This window comes from Vibrio breoganii (assembly GCF_024346795.1).
Taxonomy (GTDB): Bacteria; Pseudomonadota; Gammaproteobacteria; order Enterobacterales; family Vibrionaceae; genus Vibrio; species Vibrio breoganii.
Window position 1 is genome coordinate 2,092,714 of the sequence record NZ_AP024864.1, and the last position, 19,822, is coordinate 2,112,535.

General features: G+C 43.2%; 13 protein-coding genes. 3 read left to right on the forward strand and 10 right to left on the reverse strand.

The window, feature by feature from the left end; genetic code table 11:
* The first annotated feature begins 513 nt into the window (after positions 1-513).
* Entirely contained in the window at positions 514-1,338 is an 825-nt protein-coding gene (locus OCU35_RS09680; RefSeq protein ID WP_017243882.1) for a DUF2797 domain-containing protein, read from the forward strand.
* Positions 1,339-1,443: 105 nt separating this feature from the next.
* Here the strand turns inward: OCU35_RS09680 and OCU35_RS09685 are convergent, their stop codons facing one another.
* The 6 genes from OCU35_RS09685 to OCU35_RS09710 all read right to left on the reverse strand — a co-directional run bounded on the left by OCU35_RS09685 (position 1,444) and on the right by OCU35_RS09710 (position 13,377).
* Positions 1,444-2,136 carry an oligogalacturonate-specific porin KdgM family protein gene (locus OCU35_RS09685; RefSeq protein WP_065599589.1) on the reverse strand — a complete coding sequence of 231 codons (693 nt, stop codon included), beginning with the start codon at positions 2,134-2,136 and terminating at the stop codon, positions 1,444-1,446.
* A 673-nt stretch (positions 2,137-2,809) separates the two neighbouring features.
* The gene (locus OCU35_RS09690) at positions 2,810-3,619 is read right to left on the reverse strand and encodes a DUF2057 family protein (RefSeq protein WP_261825278.1); all 810 of its coding nucleotides are present in this window, start codon (positions 3,617-3,619) and stop codon (positions 2,810-2,812) included.
* Positions 3,620-3,724: 105 nt separating this feature from the next.
* A complete protein-coding gene (locus OCU35_RS09695; RefSeq protein ID WP_261825279.1) occupies positions 3,725-4,774 on the reverse strand; it encodes a porin in 1,050 nt (349 codons plus the stop codon).
* Positions 4,775-6,196: 1,422 nt separating this feature from the next.
* Positions 6,197-8,851 carry a beta-N-acetylhexosaminidase gene (locus tag OCU35_RS09700; RefSeq protein WP_261825280.1) on the reverse strand — a complete coding sequence of 885 codons (2,655 nt, stop codon included), beginning with the start codon at positions 8,849-8,851 and terminating at the stop codon, positions 6,197-6,199.
* Between the two features lie 639 nt (positions 8,852-9,490).
* Positions 9,491-11,194: a solute:sodium symporter family transporter gene (locus OCU35_RS09705; RefSeq protein WP_017031119.1), complete on the reverse strand. Its 1,704-nt coding sequence runs from the start codon at positions 11,192-11,194 to the stop codon at positions 9,491-9,493.
* Between the two features lie 80 nt (positions 11,195-11,274).
* Positions 11,275-13,377 (reverse strand): alpha-galactosidase, encoded by a 2,103-nt coding sequence (locus OCU35_RS09710; RefSeq protein WP_102449111.1) that lies wholly within the window; start codon positions 13,375-13,377, stop codon positions 11,275-11,277.
* 250 nt (positions 13,378-13,627) lie between these two features.
* On the opposite strand from OCU35_RS09710, the gene OCU35_RS09715 reads away from it, so the two are divergent.
* Positions 13,628-14,707, forward strand: a complete 1,080-nt coding sequence (locus OCU35_RS09715; RefSeq protein WP_017031121.1) for a LacI family DNA-binding transcriptional regulator — start codon at positions 13,628-13,630, stop codon at positions 14,705-14,707.
* A 185-nt stretch (positions 14,708-14,892) separates the two neighbouring features.
* Here the strand turns inward: OCU35_RS09715 and OCU35_RS09720 are convergent, their stop codons facing one another.
* From OCU35_RS09720 to galE, 4 genes are all read right to left on the reverse strand, one after another.
* Positions 14,893-15,378, reverse strand: a complete 486-nt coding sequence (locus OCU35_RS09720; protein WP_261825281.1) for a VOC family protein — start codon at positions 15,376-15,378, stop codon at positions 14,893-14,895.
* Between the two features lie 213 nt (positions 15,379-15,591).
* Positions 15,592-16,755, reverse strand: a complete 1,164-nt coding sequence (gene galK, locus OCU35_RS09725; RefSeq protein WP_261825282.1) for a galactokinase — start codon at positions 16,753-16,755, stop codon at positions 15,592-15,594.
* Positions 16,756-16,831: 76 nt separating this feature from the next.
* The gene (locus OCU35_RS09730; RefSeq protein ID WP_017031124.1) at positions 16,832-17,884 is read right to left on the reverse strand and encodes a UDP-glucose--hexose-1-phosphate uridylyltransferase; all 1,053 of its coding nucleotides are present in this window, start codon (positions 17,882-17,884) and stop codon (positions 16,832-16,834) included.
* A gap of 11 nt (positions 17,885-17,895) precedes the next feature.
* Positions 17,896-18,909: a UDP-glucose 4-epimerase GalE gene (gene galE / locus OCU35_RS09735; RefSeq protein WP_026012711.1), complete on the reverse strand. Its 1,014-nt coding sequence runs from the start codon at positions 18,907-18,909 to the stop codon at positions 17,896-17,898.
* A 268-nt stretch (positions 18,910-19,177) separates the two neighbouring features.
* Here galE and catB point away from each other — a divergent pair, with 268 nt between their 5' ends.
* Positions 19,178-19,813 carry a type B chloramphenicol O-acetyltransferase gene (catB, locus tag OCU35_RS09740; protein WP_065209589.1) on the forward strand — a complete coding sequence of 212 codons (636 nt, stop codon included), beginning with the start codon at positions 19,178-19,180 and terminating at the stop codon, positions 19,811-19,813.
* Positions 19,814-19,822 lie beyond the last annotated feature (9 nt).

Below are 19,822 nucleotides of genomic sequence, written 5' to 3' on the forward strand. Positions count from 1 at the left end.
AAGCAAGGCAATTCAGAGTAAAAATTAAGATAGTGAAATGACGCGGGGGCGGGGAGTATTTGGTATAACCGATGTAGCTTTGCAGATACTCCCCTAGCTTAGAGTATTCATAATATGAAACTTACTACGCAGATCAGTGAGGCCAATGAAAATAGAGCGATACGGCTGATAAGACCAAACTCAGAATGTTCAATCATAGATGGGTGATGCATAAGCTTTCCTTGATAATGTTTAACACCCTTTCAATATGCGCCATCTAACGCGCCCTAACAACATTAATGTTGCAGTATTATGACACATTGCAATATTAATGAACTAAAAGTGACCCAGCTCACATTGTTAACAAGTGCGCTACAACTGTAATACGTAAGAATTGGTAATAAAGAGTAACCAAATCAGCACCTAAAATACCTCTGTTCGCTATAAACAACATTATGAGCACAGTCACAATTTTGTTAGGTATACTAGAAATAGAGAACGAACGGTTGCGAAATACAAAGGAATACGCAAAGCATGACTCAAATAACTGGCCATATCCGCAAGATGACCTCCGCTCTACAAGATGGACAAGTCACCTATCAATTACCACTAGATGATCAGTTGCTTGATCTTATGCCCTTGATTGGTAAGCCGCTCACTTTAGAACATTCAGGCAACATCCATTGCCAAGAGTGCGGCAAGAAAACCAAGAAAAGTTATTCTCAAGGGTTTTGCTACCCTTGCATGACCAAGCTTGCTAAATGCGACATGTGCATAATGAAACCGGAAACCTGCCATTTTGATGAAGGCACCTGTCGAGAACCGCAATGGGGCGAGGACAATTGCTTTGTGCCCCACTACGTTTATTTGGCCAATACTACCGCGATAAAGGTCGGTATTACTCGTCATACACAAATACCTACTCGCTGGATAGACCAAGGAGCCAACCAAGCCCTGCCGATCTTCAAGGTCAGCTCTCGTCTTCAATCGGGTTTGGTAGAAACGGCATTAAAAGCGTTTATTTCTGATAAAACCAATTGGCGCAACATGCTAAAAGGCAAAGCAGACAACATAGACCTGAAGCAACGAGCTCAAGAACTGATTCCACAGATAGAAGAAAAGCTATCAGAGCTTCAGCTTAGGTTCGGTGCAGATGCGATTGAACGTCTAGATGCTGACGTTGTTGATATTGACTACCCAGTGACCGAATACCCAACCAAGATCAGCTCCTTAAACTTTGATAAAACGCCACGTTTAGGTGGCACTCTACTCGGCATCAAGGGTCAGTACTTATACTTCGATACCGGTGTGATTAACCTACGTAAATTCACTTCCTACGAGATCACCGCTGAGTATTAAAAACAAAAAAGCCGAGCTGACAATCCAGCTCGGCAAATCAAACAATTAACACCCTTCCTTGTGTTTACTGGGCAAAAAAGGTAAATGCCCTACGAGGAAATAACCTTAGAAGCCGTAAGAGGCACCGAATACGAAGGCATTGTTTACTAGGCTACTGCCCGCATCATTTTCAAGACCATTCGCTTGGCTGCGGAACTCGAAGTAAGGCTGAACGCCGTTGCGTGTCCAAGTAGCACGGATCTCGTGATCCATTGTCTCGCCTTCAATCATGTAAACGTTGTTGTAGCTTAGAGCAAGATCCATGTCCGCAAAATCGTAAGCAATGCGGTTATCCATGCGGTAATCTGTATCAGCGTCGGCATCTGTTGCATCGATATGAGCACGAGTACGGTTGCTAATAGAAATGCCGTTATCGAAGTTGTAGCCAATCTTAACTAGTGGGCGGTACTGGATAGAGTCACCCGCAGAAATCAAGTGCTGGTAACCTGCAGCAACCCATAGGTGATCGGTTAGGTTAAATGATTGCTCACCACCAACAGTGATAGCTGGAGTAGTATTACCTGCACCACCATTTTCAGTAACAATCTCACCAAGCTGAATGCCGTCAAACTCAGTGTAAAGAGTCAGGCCGCCTAAACTGTTTTCAAAAGTATGCCCCGCTTCTAGTGTCGAAGTTGATTTTGAGCCGTGGATACGACCGTCATCGTGAAACTGAACATTACCTGTAACGTAAGAAGATGCGAATGCTGGAGAAGAAACAGCTAATGCCAGTGCACTTAACCCGATAACTTTTTTCATGTTTATACCTACATTTGTCAAACTAGAATTTATTGAGAGCTTCAATTCACAAGCTCTTCTAATGATTTTCTTGGCAACCCTTCTAGAACCAAGAACAAATCCTTTTCAGCTTCAGTAGTACTGCACTTTCGAATTCGAGTTCGATTTCAGTAGCTACAATGTCTCCATGACTTGGATGCATCCTGCTCCAGTTAATTCGCAAAGAAAAATAAAGCTATCGACAGTGCGACATATATCACATCAACATGTCTTATAAAAAAAATAAAAGTTAATTAAACCATTAAAAACAACAAGTTAATAAAAATATAAATTTTATAGAGAATTCAACAACAAATACAAAAGGTGACTATGATCACGATATCAATCAAATATGGATAGGTTGAGTGGGACCTAAATCAAAGTAGATTTAGATAAATTGAAGCCACAATCTGGACGCAAACAGAAAAAAGTGACGAGAGTCACGCAAAGTAGCCGTACTTTTACTGCTTATAAAAATTGATAGGGGGTTAGATTGGTAAGATTTGGTGCGAAATACCGAGTATTTTCATGGCAAAAATAAAGCCCAGCATCATCAACATGAAAAATGATGCTAGGCCAAAACTGTTGTTCATAAGTCTAAAGCAGACTGATTCAAGAATTGTACTTGGATGTTAAATTTTTCGTGCTCTTAATCTTACTGATCTAGTAGCCATGTTAGGAATTTTTTGCGTTCTTCAAGCGATGCTTTCTCATACCAGTATGTCATCATCTCAACAGGTTTATTACTCAAGTCTAGCTTGGCACCGATCTCCGTTCTATTTTTAAAAGCCCAATCAGTAAATGCGTTCTGATCTTCTGGATTCGCTTCATTGTACCAGTACTCAAGCATTTCATTTGATTTTGCTTTGGGTTCTGGTTTTGAATTCGCAGCTTGATTATCAACAGACGAAACTACACCTCTTGCGTTCAACTCAGCTGTTTTGTGTATCGTTTCTATATAGGCAGCGGGAATATCAAATTGAGTTCTCATTCCCTTATTTGTAGAAGTTAATTCAAAAGATAACCCTTCCGAGGATGCAATCTCAATCTGTTCTTGATCTATCGGAAATCTAAAATATTGAGTGGCAGTACAATGCTCGTTACAACTTGAAGATGACGGTTTTGTACGAGTAAGATTTTGAACTAAACCATTGTACGTAGAGGTTTTGTACTCATCGTAATTTTGAAAGTAACTCACTTCCATTTCTATATAAGAAGTAGGCGCTGAAGTTTTATCTATAGGGTAATTATCCGTCAAACTCAAAGAGGACTTGAGAATATTAGATCCACTTTTTGCAATGAAGTCAGGTTGAAAGTCTCTACCCGTAACTTGAATATGAGTGAGTCGAGTATCTACGTTGGCGACGGAATTCGAAAAATCACTAGATGAATCCAATGTGGAACAACCGCCAAGAGCCATTGCTAGTGACGCCAATACCCATTTATTATTTTTTATTAAGACCATATAAGATGTTATCCATTGCTAATTCAAAACGCCAACATCATGTTGGCGCCTTAAATCTTACTTTATTTAGGTATTTGGAAGCTATAAGTCTCTATTAATAGATTCTTAGAAACCATATTCTAAGCCAAAGCGAGTAACGATATCTGTATCATTGTTGCCGTTGAAGTCTGTACGACCAGCAACACGAACATAAGGTACAAAACCATCGATTACGCCCATAACTTGCACAGAAGTAATACTGTTACCGTCATCCTGCGTTACGCTATTCTTTTCTGAATCGAAATTCTGTGCGTAACCCAATTTGATACCAAGGGCACCGTGCCACCATTGACCAATAACAGAAATAGAGTCTTGAGTAAGCTCATCTACGTTTCCATCAATTTCATCATATTTATAGGCAGCTGCAATTCCAAACCCAGCAGGAAGACCAGCCTCAAAACCGACTAGATATGAAAATGAATCATCACCATCTACACCACGAAGGTTATTTGCTGACTCACCGGCTGCCATCAATGTTACAGTACTAAAGTTGTACTTGATGTTACCGCCATAAAAGTTTGAATCTCTTGTTGGGTTACCACCACCATTCTCATCTTGGTCACGACCTACCGATGCAGCAAATGTCAAACCACCATAGTTAGCCGAGTCAAAACGTACTTGGTTAGATTGACGATCGTAGTTTGCATTAATACCGCCCCAATCGAAAGTAGCACCCAAACCAGGATTAGAGAAAGGCCAATCAACAATTTCATACAAAGGGGTTAGAACACGACCGACTCTCAAGTTACCCCATTCACCAGATGCACCAATGAAAGTATCACGGAAACCTAAAACACCACCAGCAACGCCACCATGTCCCCAATCAGTACTATCAACATAACCCGACTCTATCTGCATAGTAATCAAAAAATCATCAAACATTGGTTTAGAAGCGCGGAATCCAATTCGGGATTCATTCTCTACAGCATAACCAACACTATCATCTCGATTGTCACCGGTGTTGTAATTGACTATTGAAATAGCTGCAACACCGTACGCTTGAACATTGAAATCAGAAATAATACCAACTTGGCCAGTTTCCGAAGCTAATGCTGCACCACTTAGTGAAGCGCTGGATAACGCGACCGCTACTAAAGACTTTTTGAACAGAGACATGAAGGAACCCCTTGTATTTTATAAATTATTTTATTTGAGTAATCAGCACTTCCGGTGCCGTTTTTGTTTACTGGGATAATTCTTACAGATTTTTTCAAACACGAAATAAGTGAGGGGGATTTGTTTGAACAAGTTCACTATCAAAAAACCTAAAGATAATTAATTCAATAATTTCAGCTAGTTACGATACGTCAAAATCGTCAAATTCCATTTACATCGAAAAAAACCTTCATGATAAGACGACTTTCAACTCTGAATCACAAGAAAAAGTTGAAGTGGGTCATACTGGATTTAGATTTCAAATTACAGAAGTTCAAAATAATCATAGAAAATGTGATCTAAGTTTAAGCTAAGCAATTGAAAGGACTGCATATAGAGATTCCAAACCTTCCGTTAAATCATTTTTAACGGCAAATCACACAATCTAAATTAAGAATGTGAATTAAGTTGAGTATCTTGGGAGGGATGTGAAGGTAAAAATAGGTGTATTTTTACTCAAGAAACCTGAGTAAAAGAGAGTGGTTGTAAGATTTGGCCAAGAACTGTAGCAGATACACTCTCGTTCAGCTTTGTTTTGAAGTAGTGAGCCCCAGTGAAAACGAGCTTGAGCTGCATTGCGGGGTATTAAAAATAGTAGATACTCGATAAGAGCACTCGAGTATGACGGATTTCGGTGAGTTTTGTACTTGGGTCAGCACACACCTCTTAGCGCCCCGATTGGAGATCTCGAAGCGACATTACGGGATATCAAAAGTGGAAGATACTCGATAGGAGCACTCGAGTATGACGGGTTTCGATGAGTTTTGTACTTGGGTCAGCACACATCTATTAGCGCCCCTATTGGAGGCCTCGGGGCGAAATTGCGGGATATCAAAAGTGGAAGATACTCGATAGGAGCACTCGAGTATGACGGATTTCGGTGAGTTTTGTACTTGGGTCAGCACACATCTCTTAGAGCCCCTATTGGAAACCTCGGAGCGACATTACTGGATATCAAACGCAGCAGATACTCGATAGGAGCACTCTAGTATGAGGGGGTTTCGGTAAGTTTTGTACTTGGGTCAGCACACATCTCTTAGAGCCCCCAACTGTTGATTTCACATTTATATCAATACGTTAGTTAAACTCTGTCATCCCCGAGTGCTCTTATCGGGGATCTAAACACCCCTTAAGATTGCCAATAAGAGACTTCGACAACGACGTGTCTCGTGTTAGTTTTTAGAAAGGAAAGAGTAAACGGCGCTAAGGCAGGATGTCACACCCTTAAGGCGCTAGAGACTAAAAACAACAGACACTGCAAGTGGCGACTGATGGCGAGCAGTACTAATGTTATTGAACCTTAAATATGCGTACTTTATTCAAGGCAAAAAAAGGGCCAGCATCTAGTGCTGGCCAAGAGGAAATAAACAAACCCTACGTAGTTTACTTAACTTGTGTTACTCGACTCTCCCTTTCACCGCTAGCGGAAACTGATTTAATCCATACATCACCAGAAACAGATGGACGCTGTTCATCTTGGTATGTCACCCACTTTTCACCATCAACAGAGTACTGAAGCTCTACACCTGGGAATTGAACGTTCATAGCAAGCTTGCCATCAACAATTTCAGCTCCTGGGATTGGTAGGCGGTAATCAATGCCCGCTTTTTCAATCTTAGCCAGTTCACGTTGACCCATTACGTTGGCAAAACGAGTCCAATCAGCAAGAAGTGCATCTTTGTTCACAAGGTCTGTATCTTGGGAGTATTCAACACCAACCTTATATTCGTTTTCCCATTCAGCCGCATGCCAAGCACGCTCTGCTGCTGCAACAACGCGAGGGAATACCATGTACTCAAACTGCTCATCAGTACGTACTGTTTCAGACCAAAGCTGAGCTGACATACCGTAGAATGGGCGTTCCTGTTCAACCGTACCTGCTGCTGTAAAGCCATTTCCATCACGGTCTACTGAAGTTTCTGCGTTCTGAGGCATGTTTTCCGGAGCAAATGCAAACATCTTACGTGTATCTGTTGCACGAGTTGCCCAGTAGTAGCCGCGCTCTTTCGGGTCTACTTCATATGGGAAATCCATGTAAACGTAATCTGGATTTGATGCAACTATGTCGTAGCCTTTGTTCGCCCACTCATAAACAGTTGCCGCGCCACCCCAGTACAAAGTTTCCCAGAAGTTCACACGTGTGTTTTCAGTGGCAAATGAATCTGCGCCTTCGCTGTATTTCAGGCCATCTTCCCATGCTTGGAAGTTTGCAATGCCTTTCTGTGCAACGATTTTTGAAACTTCTTCTGCAAAGTAGCTTGGAAGGTGACCAAACTCTTCAACATCGCCACTTTGAATTAGTGCCTGACATTGAGGAGACTTAGCAAATGGTAAGTCTTGCTCAGATAGGTCGATGTTGCCTTTCCAAGCCACTTTCTCTTCAGCATTAATGTCTTGGAAACCAGCGCCTAGCTTGATGTTCTTCGCCTCATCACCACCAAAGTGCCATGTTGTAAGAGGCATACCTGCTTCATTGTGCATGGCTGCAACTTCAGTAATGATCTTGTCAACAAAGCGCTTCGATGAATCGATACATGGGTTGATAAAGCTTTGCTTATCGTAGAACTGTATCGTAGTAACGTTAGACGTATCTTGAGGATCCATTAGGCGATATTCATTAGCCGCTTCTTCATTGCCTTCAGCCATTAAACGGTCGTAACGAGCTTCCATTGAAACTACTGCTGCTCTTGCGTGAGCTGGCATATCAATCTCTGGAATCACTTCAACGTTGCGAGCTTTCGCGTACTTCAAGATTTCTAGGTAATCAGCACGAGTAAAGTGGCCTGTACCAAAGTTTTCCGTTGTTGAACCTGAACCTAGCTGAGGCAGTAAGCACGATTTCTCATCCAAATCGAAACAACGCTTCGCACCGATCTCTGTAAGCTCTGGTAATCCTGGGATCTCGAGACGCCAACCTTCATCATCAGTTAAGTGAAGGTGAAGTTTATTCATTTTGTAAGCGGCCAGCTGGTCGATGGTCGATAGAATCGCTTCTTTAGTATGGAAGTTACGCGCTACATCGACCATAACACCGCGGTAGTCAAAGCGTGGTGCATCTTTGATTTCAACCTGAGGTAGCTCAGTGGGTGCATCTAGGTTTACCAATGCGAAAACAGACTGCATCGCGTAGAACGCACCCGCATTATCGAAGGCTTTAATCTCAATACCATCTTGTTCAATGTTTAGAGAGTAAGCACCAGATTTAGCATGTTCTGCTTTGAACTCTTCAGGAGTAATTGCGATCTGAACGGGTGTCGTACCCGCTAAGTTAACACCTAGTAGTTCAGCTCGGCTCTCAAGAGCCTGCACTTGCGCGTCTTCAAATGGTGCATTTTCTAGCTTAAGACCACCAGAGATATCCAGTGAACCTTCTTTAGCTTGAGAGAAAGACGGTGCAGGAATAATGGCTGTCGTAACGTCTTCTAGTGCTACATCGCTGTTTTTATCAAAGCGTGATGCCGCTGTGGCAATGATATTGTTGTCGCCAGCGGTACGCTTAAGGTTATCCCCTTCTAAACCGCTCACGAAATCAGTCATATCCACATCGCTGAGTGATACGATTTGTTTTGGCTCTGCACCGTCTGCAGTAACGAATGCACCCGGAAAGAAGTCAGTCTCAAACAACTGCCAGTATTCACCAATAAAGGTCAGATCAACACTCTCACCCGCTTTAAATCCTTCAAACTTATCTGTTGGTTCAAGTTTATGTAGGTCACCAGTAACACGTGTAATCTTAAACTGTTCATTATCAACATCTAGAATCAAACGGACGCTGTGGAAATAGATAGTCCAGTCCTTTGAATCTACCGCTTCACCATCATTGGTTAACGTCATTTTAACTTGGTTACATGAAGCCCACTCTGCACCTAGGTCTTGGCATTTCAAGCCTTCATCTGCGCCGTGGTTAGTTAACACTTCATATTTGATGTCTAGATTGTTAGCAAGTAGGTCAACGGTATTCTGTGGTGAGTTCTGCATTGAAGAACACCCAGCCAGTACGGTTATTACAGAGGTAGCAATCAAACTCTTTTTCAACATGATAAGTCCCTATTGGTATTTTTAATTTTTCTAAATCAGCTAATGAGTAGGTCTGCATATAATCTAAAACGCGTTAATTCGCATTGCAAATTTAGTAAACCAAGGTCAAATAGGAGTGAAAACGGAAGAGAATTAATTTAACTAATTGTTTTATATGGATTAAATACCAACAAGCACTTTAATTAACACTCAATACCTAGGCTGCGTTGAGGTATTTTTATATTGAAAGTGTGATTATCACCACTGCTCGTCAAAAACGTCAAAATGGTGTTTTTTTAGATCTTAACGACGATTGTTGTTTTTCTGCTCAGCGAGTGAAACAACCAGCTTAGATTGAGGAAGTTGAAGCCAAAAGCTAATCATAGCAAGGGATTAAGGTGGGATTAGTGGAAAGAAAGAAGAACTCACTTTATAAGTATTACGCTGATAGCTGTATTATTCAGCCACAAAAATGGCATGCACCTTACTCCAGAAGACAGTAATGTGATCAGCAACTAATTTTCCAACTAAAAATAACATACTTGATAGTTAAAGCATTTAAAGCGCAAAGCAAAAAGCCCCTGCTTAATCCATCCATTGAGTAATGAAGGTTAAAGCAAGGGCTTTTAGAACGTATCTATGTGGTTGTACTTTACTCAGCTAGGCACATGCCACTGCTTTGTTTTTTGCCTTACGTCTTAGTAAGCGGAAGGCGATTCCTGCAAGCATAATCAATCCACAGAATCCATAGACTTGCATTACTGTTGGGTCATTAGAAACAAAGCCGACATCAGAGAACATCACATAAGCACCTAGAACCATGTACAAGATAATGGCTGACGCCTCAAAGCGGAATGCCCATGGTGTTACATCAATATTCTCATTTATTGGCATCACATACTCGGTCTCACGAGGCATAAAGTGACCAATGATGAACATCAGAGCCGTACACACTACAAACAAGATAGCCAATTGGTGTAGGAAGTGAATCGGCGTATCAAACACTAGCTGCATTGCCGCGTAAGACAATACGAATACTGTCAAAGCAACCTTGGCTGCAATAGCGGGTACACGCTTAGAGATGTATCCCACAAACACAATGGTAAAGATAGGCACACTAAAGAATCCCGCAACCATTTGTAGATATTGAAACAAGCCTTCTGGTGCATACATGATGAAAGGTGCAATACATACAGAGATTATCGCAATAATAACACCAAAGATGCGACCCTTACTCACCAACTCTTCATCACTCTTTCCTTTACCAAATAAAGGCTTATACACATTAAGAGCAAATAAGGTCGTTGAGCTGTTCAATACACCATTGAAGGTACTTAGAATGGCACCAAACATCACTGCAACAAAGAAGCCGACCAGTGGTTTAGGCAGAACCTCATTAACCAAACGCGTGTACATGGTATCTGGGTTACCCGCATCCGCTCCAAAGATATGGAATGCGATAATTCCAGGGATGATAAGAAATAGAGGAGAAATAACCTTAATCGCACCCGCAAGGATAACGCCTTTCTGACCTTCTTTTAAATTCTTTGCGCCAAGAGCACGTTGGATAATAGACTGATCTGTACCCCAGTAGTAAAGGTTCACCAGCAACAAACCAGTAAATAGTGTAGAGAACGGCAGTGGATCCGTTGAAGTACCCACAGATTGAAGCTTCTCAGGAGCGGCTGTTAGCAAAGTATCCAATCCTGCACCGAAGCTACCGCCACCTAATACCATAAGTCCAAATACAGGGATCATTAGGCCGCCAATAATCAGGCCAACACCATTAATAGTATCAGCGATAACCACCGCCTTTAAACCACCATAGATAGCATAGAAGAAACCCAGTAGCCCTATGGTGGCCGCAATCAGAGCGATAGAACTGAATTCAGAGATGCCCAATAGAGCCTGAACATCAAAGATTTCACCCAGTACCACAGCACCTGCATAAAGAGTTGTCGGCAAAATGTTGATCACGTACTGACAAAGGAAAAGTAGCGTAACAAACTTCTTCACAGAAAGGTCGTAGCGACTTTCCAGAAAATCAGGAATGGTGGTAATACCTTGCTTCAAATAGCGTGGCACGAGCATCAAAGCGATGATAACGAGCGTCACACCAGAGGCCACTTCCCATCCCATAACACTCATGTTGTGGGTGTAAGCTTGTGCGCTCATACCAACGAAACTCGTTGCACTAAGGTTAGTCAAAATAAGTGAGCTCGCAATCAAGCCACCAGTTAGGCTTCTTCCGCCAAGAAAGAAGCCGTCTTGTGAGGTGTTCTTGTCATTCTTTACTTTGTTATAGGTGTAAGCCACCACAAACCCAGTAAACAGAAAGAACGATAGCAATACCGTTATAGACATTTTATTTTCCTTTATTTGTTATATTTTATTCGGCAGCAATACCTCGCTGCCGGTAGTGTTTTACAGAGGTTTTTTCGTTATTAGACTTTTTGTAGGTGCACAATCAGAGCGGATTCTGGGTCGAGAATAGGCAGTGTTATCCCTATTTCTTTCAGATTGTCGCCGCTTAGAGTCAGTGTTTTATCTAGCCATTTAGGACGTTGCTTCATCAACTGAAAACTGGTCTGTGGCATCTCTACCAATTTCACTTGGTATTTGGCGTCAGAATCAGTGCAGCTAATGCGAAGAGGAGATGGAAGCGCATGATCTGGCATTGCTAACTGACAAACCGTTATCAACATTTCATCATCGCTTTCAACACCGTAGATATTCTGGTTTTTGTCCGCAGGGTCGATACGGAAACTGCGACCGCTGTGCAGCAAGTGACGATATTGCTTATGCAGAGCAATGTAGCGAGAGAAGGCTTCTTTTTCTTCTTGAGGCTCTTTTACAGGGTCAAGCTCAACCCCCATATGACCACCAAGAGCAGTTACGCCGCGCATATTAATATGATGACGTCGATTAGTTGAGTGACACTCATCAGGACCGATATGAGCGCCCATTACTTCAGGTGGAAAAAAGTAGCTCATACCCTTTTGGATCGCCTGGCGCTCTAATGCATCGTTACAATCAGATGCCCAAAATCTTTGCGTACGCTTTAGGATCTCAAAATCAATTCGACCGCCACCTGACGAGCAAGACTCTATTTCAACCTCAGGATGCGCTTTGTTTAACTCATCAACTAAGCGATACAGTGCCATTGTTTGGCCGTGAACCGCTGGACGACCTTGATGGCCAGGCTGAACAAGTTCGCGGTTCATATCCCACTTAAGGTAAGTGATGTTATAACGAGTCAGTAGATCATTAAGGCGCTCAAACAAATAGTTAAAACAACCTTCATTTTGCAGGTCCAGAACGTACTGCCAGCGACCTGATGGCTGATGATACCCTTGCAGACCTAGCACCCATTCCGGATGATTACGGTACAGGTTAGAATCTTGGCTCACCATTTCAGGCTCAACCCAAAGACCAAACTCCATACCCTTTTCATTCACATGCTCAATCACTGGCTCTAGACCATTTGGGTATTTCACTTCATCTAGGTACCAGTCACCAAGAGCGGCGCGCTCACCATCACGGCCAATAAACCAGCCATCATCAATGATAAAGCGTTCCACTCCCATTTCTGCGGCTTCACTTGCCATCTGCATGATGTATTCAGGCTTGTGGTCAAAGTAGATGCCTTCCCAGGTATTAAGGTGCACAGGACGAGGCTTATCTACTGGAAACTTAACGATGTTCTGGCGCACAAACTGTTGAAAACGCTGTGAAATACCATTGAGACCAGAATTGCTGTAGCAGCCATAAAGCCAAGGGCTTTGATAGCATTCGTCCGCATCCAAGATCGACTCACCCGCTAGAAGCAACTCTCCAGCCTGAACAAATCGACGACCATCACTACGAACGTCTGCACGCATCTGATGGTTACCACTCCAACCTAAATGGAAACCCCACACCTGACCGTTTTGTTCGCTAAAACCATTGCTCCCCACAAACAGTCCTGGGAAATTCTCATGTGAAGTACGGCCACGACGGTTCTCTTGCATAAATCCGCCATGTTCAAAACGTTGACGCTGAGTTTGGAACTCATGACACCAGCGACCATGAAAAGTCATTAGTTCGTTAGCATGGTTTGGCAATGGAAGCGTTGATGAAAGCTTACCCAAGTAGTAACGACTGTCTCCCAAGTTCTTCACCGAGGTGCGTTTTTTAAGTACATCTGTGTCAAAATCCAGCTCTAGCTCAATGGTAAGCTCCAGCTTTGCCACATCATCACGTAGCGTGAACTCAACAGCATCTGTAGTTTGCTTGGTCGCAACCAAATTAAATACTGGTGCCCAGTCCAGTCCATCGCGGTGCCCTTCAATGCCAGGTGCATTAAAATGACCACTACCCAACTCAGGACACAGGGATAGTGGCACATCAACATCCAAGCGCGCTTGAGAAATGGGACGCTCGGTAGACAACAACAGATCCTCATCGATCTGAGCGATCTTTGCGCCCCAATGCAACACTTCAGGAACTCGAGCAGTCTTGATGATCAAGCTGTGATTTTTACTTTGTAGATGGATAAATTCGTTCATGGCAAACCAACATTGTTTTCGTAAACATTAATTACGATTAATACTGATACAAAACGCTAAACTTTGTAGACACAAGGCGGTTAAATGTGATCCAAACAAGGCACGCTAGGTACATAATTCGATCTAGATCTAGTTGTTTTCGAGAACATAATTACATGTTTTTTACGACATTATTGAAGTTGGTCAAGGTTATATTGTGATAATTTTTGTAGTATTGACCCAGTCGGGAAACAAAGTTGAGGAAATAACAGTGAGTGTCACCTTCAAAGACGTCGCAAAACTGGCTGGTGTTTCGACACAAACCGTTTCACGAGTGACGAATGGATCCGAAAATGTCGCGGAGAAAACACGGAACAAAGTTAACAAAGCAATTAAACAACTAGGCTATGTTCCAAATAAGGGCGCGCAAATGCTTAGCCGTGCCCGTTCCACCAGCATAGGCTTAATCACTCTTGATATGGCACTACATGGTGCGGCACTGATAGCCAACGGCGTGCGTATGAAAGCGCATGAGTTGCATTTTGGTACTGCTTTTTCTGTGGTTTCAGACCCCACCCTTAGCAATATCCAACAGTCCATTCGCGAGCTTATTGCACAGCAAGTGGAGTGTGTGATCCTAAATGTGCCACTGACTTCTGAGGACGCAACTCATTTAGTAGAGCAGTTTCAAAGCCTTCATCTTATCTTTATTGATGTACCTGATGGTACTGGTGTGCATTTTGTTCATGGCGAACATGCGGACGGTGCGGCACAGTCCGTACACCATCTATTGGAAGGTAATAGAGAGCAATTCGTACTAATCACCGGACCGAGCAAATCCAGTGCCTCTAAGATTCGACTGGAAAGTTGGCTCAGTACGCTAAGTGACGTAAACAAGTCGGCGGTTTTTCAATATCAAGGAGACTGGCAAGCTCAAAGTGGGTACCTTGCCGTTCGAGAAGCAATAGCAAAACAAAAGAGCTTTGATGCCATATTGGTTGCTAGTGACCAGATGGCCTTGGGAGCACTGCGAGCCCTAAACGAAATGAACATCGAGGTTCCCCAGCAAGTGGCTGTCGTTGGATTTGATGGTATAGCAGACAGTGCTTACTTCAACCCGCCCCTCACCACAGTGAAGCAAGACTTTACTGAAATAGGACAACAAGCCGTGATTCTCGCCATCGAATTAAAAAATCACGACCCTCTCATTGAGCCCCCACAGAAACAAGTGCGTATTCCTGTCGAGCTCATAAAGCGTGAGAGCAGTAAACCAAAAATAGAAGCTCACTATCAAAAGCAACAGATACAGGATCTACTTCGCCAAGTTGAGGCGCTGCTACCGGATCAGTAAGATAATCGCACTGAACGCTTATTTACACGCCGGAGTGCGCGTACTAGTCAGAGAGAAGAAGGTACTGAAATAGAAGACACCTCACTGCTGGGTATTTTCTAATTCTGAACTAATGTCATTGAATCTTCAAAACCAAAAAAGGATTGGCAATAGCCAATCCTTTCTCATTTCACTTACTGTCTCGATTAAGAGTAATCAGAAGCGTACGTTTCTTCGTAAGTGTGCGAGTAAAGCTCGAACAAGTTACCAAACGGGTCTTCTAGGTAGACCATTTTTGCTTGTTTGCTGTCGTCTTCTGGGTGATAGCGCATAATGTCCATGCGAACCTTACCGCCGTATTGTTCTGTGCGAGCGATAGCACCTTCAAAGTCGTCAGTTTGCAAGCAGAAGTGGAAGATACCTAGGCGAGAGAAGTCAACTTCGTGACGCTCTTGGCGCTCTTTCATTTCGAACATCTCAACACCGATGCCGTCTGAAGTGACAAGGTGTGCAATGTTGAAGCCTTTAAAGCCCTCGCCGAATACTGCGATACACATACGGCCAATAGCGGTTTCGCGCTCTTCGATAACCTTAGTGTTGTTCATTACGATTTTAAGACCCAGCGCTTTAGTATAAAACTCAACCGCTTTGCCCATATCGCCAACCATGATACCTACGTGATTCATTTTCATAATCTGCTCCAATCTCTTAGTAATTTGTTTCGTGTTTTGCGTCGATGGAGAGAGTATATGGAGAACTGCTCATCAATAAAAATTATTAAAATTTATTTAAATGATAATATTTCATTATAACAATAAACACTCTACCTGCCCCACCTTTCTTTCAAGAAAATGTTTTCAACAAATTAGCAGCTAGAGTGTTTAGAGCTAAGAATCAAGAGATTGTTAGTCTATCAACTCGACTAAACCAGCACCTTGCTTGGCTTGGCAGACGTAGATTGACTCTTTAAGGCCTGTTGCCGCTTCATATTGTTGCTCAACGGAAGACTTTATTTCCTCTACTAGGCTTGGGGGCACTAATGCGACGATGCAGCCACCAAAGCCACCACCTGTCATACGAACACCACCAGCACTGCCCACGACATTTTTAACAATCTCCACTAAGGTATCGACTTCGCTCACCGTGATTTCAAAATCATCTCGCATAGACGCATGCGACTCAGCCATTAGCTCCCCCATGCGCTTCATATCACCCGCAATAAGTGCGTCAGTGGCCTCTAGTGTGCGGTTGTTTTCGGTAATAACGTGGCGAGCACGTTTAAATACGACTTCGTCGAGCTCTGAGGCTTTACCTTCAAGTTGCTCGATCGTTACGTCACGTAAAGCCTTAACTGCGAAAATACGAGCCGCCTCTTCACACTGTTCACGGCGAGTATTGTACTCACTATCAACAAGCCCTCGCTTCTTATTAGAGTTGATAATCACCACCGACATGTCTTCAGGCATTGATACACTTTTCGTTTCCAGACTGCGGCAATCTAACAACATTGCGTGGTTTTCACGGCCTTCTGCTGAGATCATTTGATCCATAATGCCGCAGTTACAGCCTACGAATTCATTCTCAGCCTGCTGACCATTGAGAGCGATCTCAGCTTGACTGATCTCTAGTTGGTAAAGCACCTTAAAGGTTTGACCTATAACCACTTCCAATGCTGCCGATGAACTCAGGCCAGCTCCTTGTGGCACATTACCCGTTACTGAAATATCGGCGCCTTTGAACTTAAAACCTCGGCCCAATAAACACTTCACCACGCCTCGGATATAGTTGGCCCACATTTTGTCTTGTTGGAATACAATCTCTTGGGTGAAATCAAATTCATCTACAGCATTGTCATAATCAACGGATATCACACGAACGATATTGTCATCACGTTTGGCTGCAGCAACCATGGTTTGGTAGTTGATAGCGCAAGGAAGAACAAAACCGTCATTGTAATCAGTATGTTCACCAATCAAGTTCACGCGACCCGGAGCTTGAATAATATGAGTTGGTTTGTAGTTAAGTACCTGTTCGAAAGAGGCTTTCACGTTTTGAATAAGTTCAGACATAGGATTTTTCTCTAATTTTTATTGTTGAAAGCAACTGCTCTAAACCCGTTTGGATCAGTCGCTTTTTCTAGGGTTATTATTGTTCTTTGTAATGCACATCACTGAGGTCACGAAGACGCTGTGCAGCCTGCTCTGCGGTGAGATCGCGCTGGCTTTCCGCAAGCATCTCATAACCCACCATAAACTTACGGACGGTGGCACTGCGCAGTAACGGCGGATAAAACAAAGCATGTAACTGCCAATGTTCTATGTCCGTTCCCTCTTCAAAGAAGGGGGCATAATGCCAGCCCATAGAATAAGGGAATGAACACTGAAACAAATTATCGTAACGGCTTGTGAGCTTCTTGATCGCTACAGCAAGATCATCACGCTGCTCGTCGGTTAGCTCGCTCATTCGGCGAATATGTGTTTTCGGTAATAGCATGGTTTCAAAAGGCCACGCCGCCCAGTAAGGCACTACAGCAATCCAATGTTCAGTCTCAACGACAGTACGAGACCCATCTTTTATTTCAGCTTCAACGTAATCCACCAGCAGGTTTGAGCCCTGTTGTTGGTAATACTCTTTCAAGTGCTTTTCTTTACGCTCAATCTCATTGGGCAAGAAGCTGTTCGCCCAAATCTGACCGTGTGGGTGTGGCTGTGAGCAGCCCATTGTTTCACCCTTATTCTCAAAGGCCTGCACCCATAAATACTCTTTGCCCAGCTCTTCAATTTGCTCATTCCAGGTATCAATTACGCCCCTGATTTTGTTCACAGGTAACTCAGGTAGCGTCATACTGTGGTCTGGTGAGAAACAAATCACTCGGCTCAAGCCTCGCACCCCTTGAGTCTTGAACAAGGGGTTATCCGATTGCGGTGCATCAGGGGAGTCAGGCATTAAGGCCGCAAAATCATTACTAAATACATAAGTACCATCATAATCAGGGTTTTCATCACCAGAGATACGAGCATTGGTTGGACACAAAAAGCACTCTTTATCGTAGCTAGGCAACTCTTGTGTCGATGGTTTCTCATCCTGACCACTCCAAGGGCGCTTTGCTCTGTGTGGTGAAACTAGTATCCACTGCCCAGTTAATGGGTTATAGCGACGATGTGGGTGATCTACTGGGTTAAATTCGATGTTTGACATAATTGTTCTCTTTATTCGTAACCTTGAGGATTGCGTGATTGCCAGTTCCAGGTATCAGCGGTCATGGCTTCAACACTGCGACTTGCCTTCCAACCCAACTCTTGCTGTGCCTTTTGTGTGCTTGCCCAACACTCTGCAATATCTCCCTGCCGACGAGGACAGATCTCATAAGGCACAGGCTTGCCGCTCGCTTTAGCAAAGGCTTCAACCATTTCCAACACGCTTGAACCCTTGCCGGTACCTAAGTTATAGATATGCAGCCCGGCTTCTTTGCCCACTGCTTTTAATGCGGCTATATGTCCATCTGCAAGATCCATAACGTGGATATAGTCACGAACACCTGTGCCATCTGGGGTTGGGTAATCATCACCAAATACCGCTAATTTGTCTCGACGTCCAACCGCTACCTGAGCAATAAACGGCATCAAGTTATTCGGGATCCCTTGCGGATCTTCACCCATACTTCCCGTTGGATGAGCACCAACAGGATTGAAGTAGCGCAACAAGGTAATGCTCCAGTCATTCTCTGCATCAAACAGATCCGATAAACACTGCTCTACCATGTATTTACTGCGGCCGTACGGGTTGGTCGTTGCACCCGTTGGAGAGTCTTCGGTGATGGGTACGATCTCAGGGTCGCCATATACCGTGGCTGAAGAACTAAACACTATGCTCTTCACTCCTGCTTTCCTCATGCAGCGACACAGCACCAACGAGCCATTAACGTTGTTATCGTAATACTCAAGAGGTTTTGCCACTGATTCACCCACTGCCTTTAAGCCAGCAAAATGAATAACCGCTGCGATGTCATGTTGTGAAAACACGCTATCTAAGAAGGCTTCGTCTCGGATATCACCAAGATGAAATCTTGGTGATATCCCAGTCAAAGCCTCAATGCGCTGCAGAACCTCTTCTTTTGCATTGCAAAGGTTATCTACGATGATAGGTTCCATACCTGCCTCTAGCATTTGCACGCAAGTATGACTTCCTATATATCCCAAACCACCTGTAACGAGTACTTTCACAATAACCTCTCTGTACATTAAATTGATCAACTGCCAATCAGTTTAGCAATCAATTACAGGATCGATCCGTGATCAAACTCAAACAGTGTAAACGTTTCCACAAAAAAGAAGCAGTACATACCTATAAAGATTAACTCACAGGATAAATAAGGGATAAGTAAAGTGTAAACGTTATCACCATCGGTGTATCTATGATGCCATCTTTAAGATGTTGAAAGTTCTGATTTTACACAGTACTTTTAATCAATCAGCTTACGAGAACGACTAGATGACCAATTATTTTGAAAGCCCATTCATAGGGAAAACGCTCAAAGAGCAAGTTACTAACCCCAATATCATTGTCGGTAAACACAGTTATTACTCTGGCTATTACCATAAACACAGCTTTGATGACTGCGCTCGTTACTTACTTCCTGATAGAGATGACGTGGACAAATTGATCATCGGCAGCTATTGCTCGATCGGTTCAGGAGCTGTGTTTATGATGGCCGGTAATCAAGGTCATCAGAATCAGTGGGCCAGTACATTTCCCTTTTTTTATCAAGATAATGAACACTTTATGGATGCCAAAGATGGCTTTGAGCGCTCAGGTGATACTGTCATTGGCAATGATGTCTGGATTGGTACTGAAGCGATGATCATGAATGGTGTCAGAGTTGGTGATGGTGCCATTATTGCGAGTCGAGCCGTGGTAACCAAAGATGTTGAGCCCTATTCCATCGTAGGTTCGAACCCGGCAAAACATATCCGTTATCGCTTTAACGAACATCAGCGCACTCAACTTATCGAGATGAAATGGTGGGAATGGAGCGATTTGCATATCAAAGAAGCTATGAAATTACTTTGCTCCTCTAATATTGAAGGCCTTTATGCCTATTGGAAAGAGAGCATAATAAACGAGTAGTCCAAGTTG

Bases quoted from the DNA above. Each gene is read 5' to 3' on its own strand.
- OCU35_RS09680 (WP_017243882.1), top strand. From the start codon at position 514: ATGACTCAAATAACTGGCCATATCCGCAAGATGACCTCCGCTCTACAA.
- OCU35_RS09685 (WP_065599589.1), bottom strand. From the start codon at position 2,136: ATGAAAAAAGTTATCGGGTTAAGTGCACTGGCATTAGCTGTTTCTTCT.
- OCU35_RS09690 (WP_261825278.1), bottom strand. From the start codon at position 3,619: ATGGTCTTAATAAAAAATAATAAATGGGTATTGGCGTCACTAGCAATG.
- OCU35_RS09695 (WP_261825279.1), bottom strand. From the start codon at position 4,774: ATGTCTCTGTTCAAAAAGTCTTTAGTAGCGGTCGCGTTATCCAGCGCT.
- OCU35_RS09700 (WP_261825280.1), bottom strand. From the start codon at position 8,851: ATGTTGAAAAAGAGTTTGATTGCTACCTCTGTAATAACCGTACTGGCT.
- OCU35_RS09705 (WP_017031119.1), bottom strand. From the start codon at position 11,194: ATGTCTATAACGGTATTGCTATCGTTCTTTCTGTTTACTGGGTTTGTG.
- OCU35_RS09710 (WP_102449111.1), bottom strand. From the start codon at position 13,377: ATGAACGAATTTATCCATCTACAAAGTAAAAATCACAGCTTGATCATC.
- OCU35_RS09720 (WP_261825281.1), bottom strand. From the start codon at position 15,378: ATGAAAATGAATCACGTAGGTATCATGGTTGGCGATATGGGCAAAGCG.
- galK (WP_261825282.1), bottom strand. From the start codon at position 16,755: ATGTCTGAACTTATTCAAAACGTGAAAGCCTCTTTCGAACAGGTACTT.
- OCU35_RS09730 (WP_017031124.1), bottom strand. From the start codon at position 17,884: ATGTCAAACATCGAATTTAACCCAGTAGATCACCCACATCGTCGCTAT.
- catB (WP_065209589.1), top strand. From the start codon at position 19,178: ATGACCAATTATTTTGAAAGCCCATTCATAGGGAAAACGCTCAAAGAG.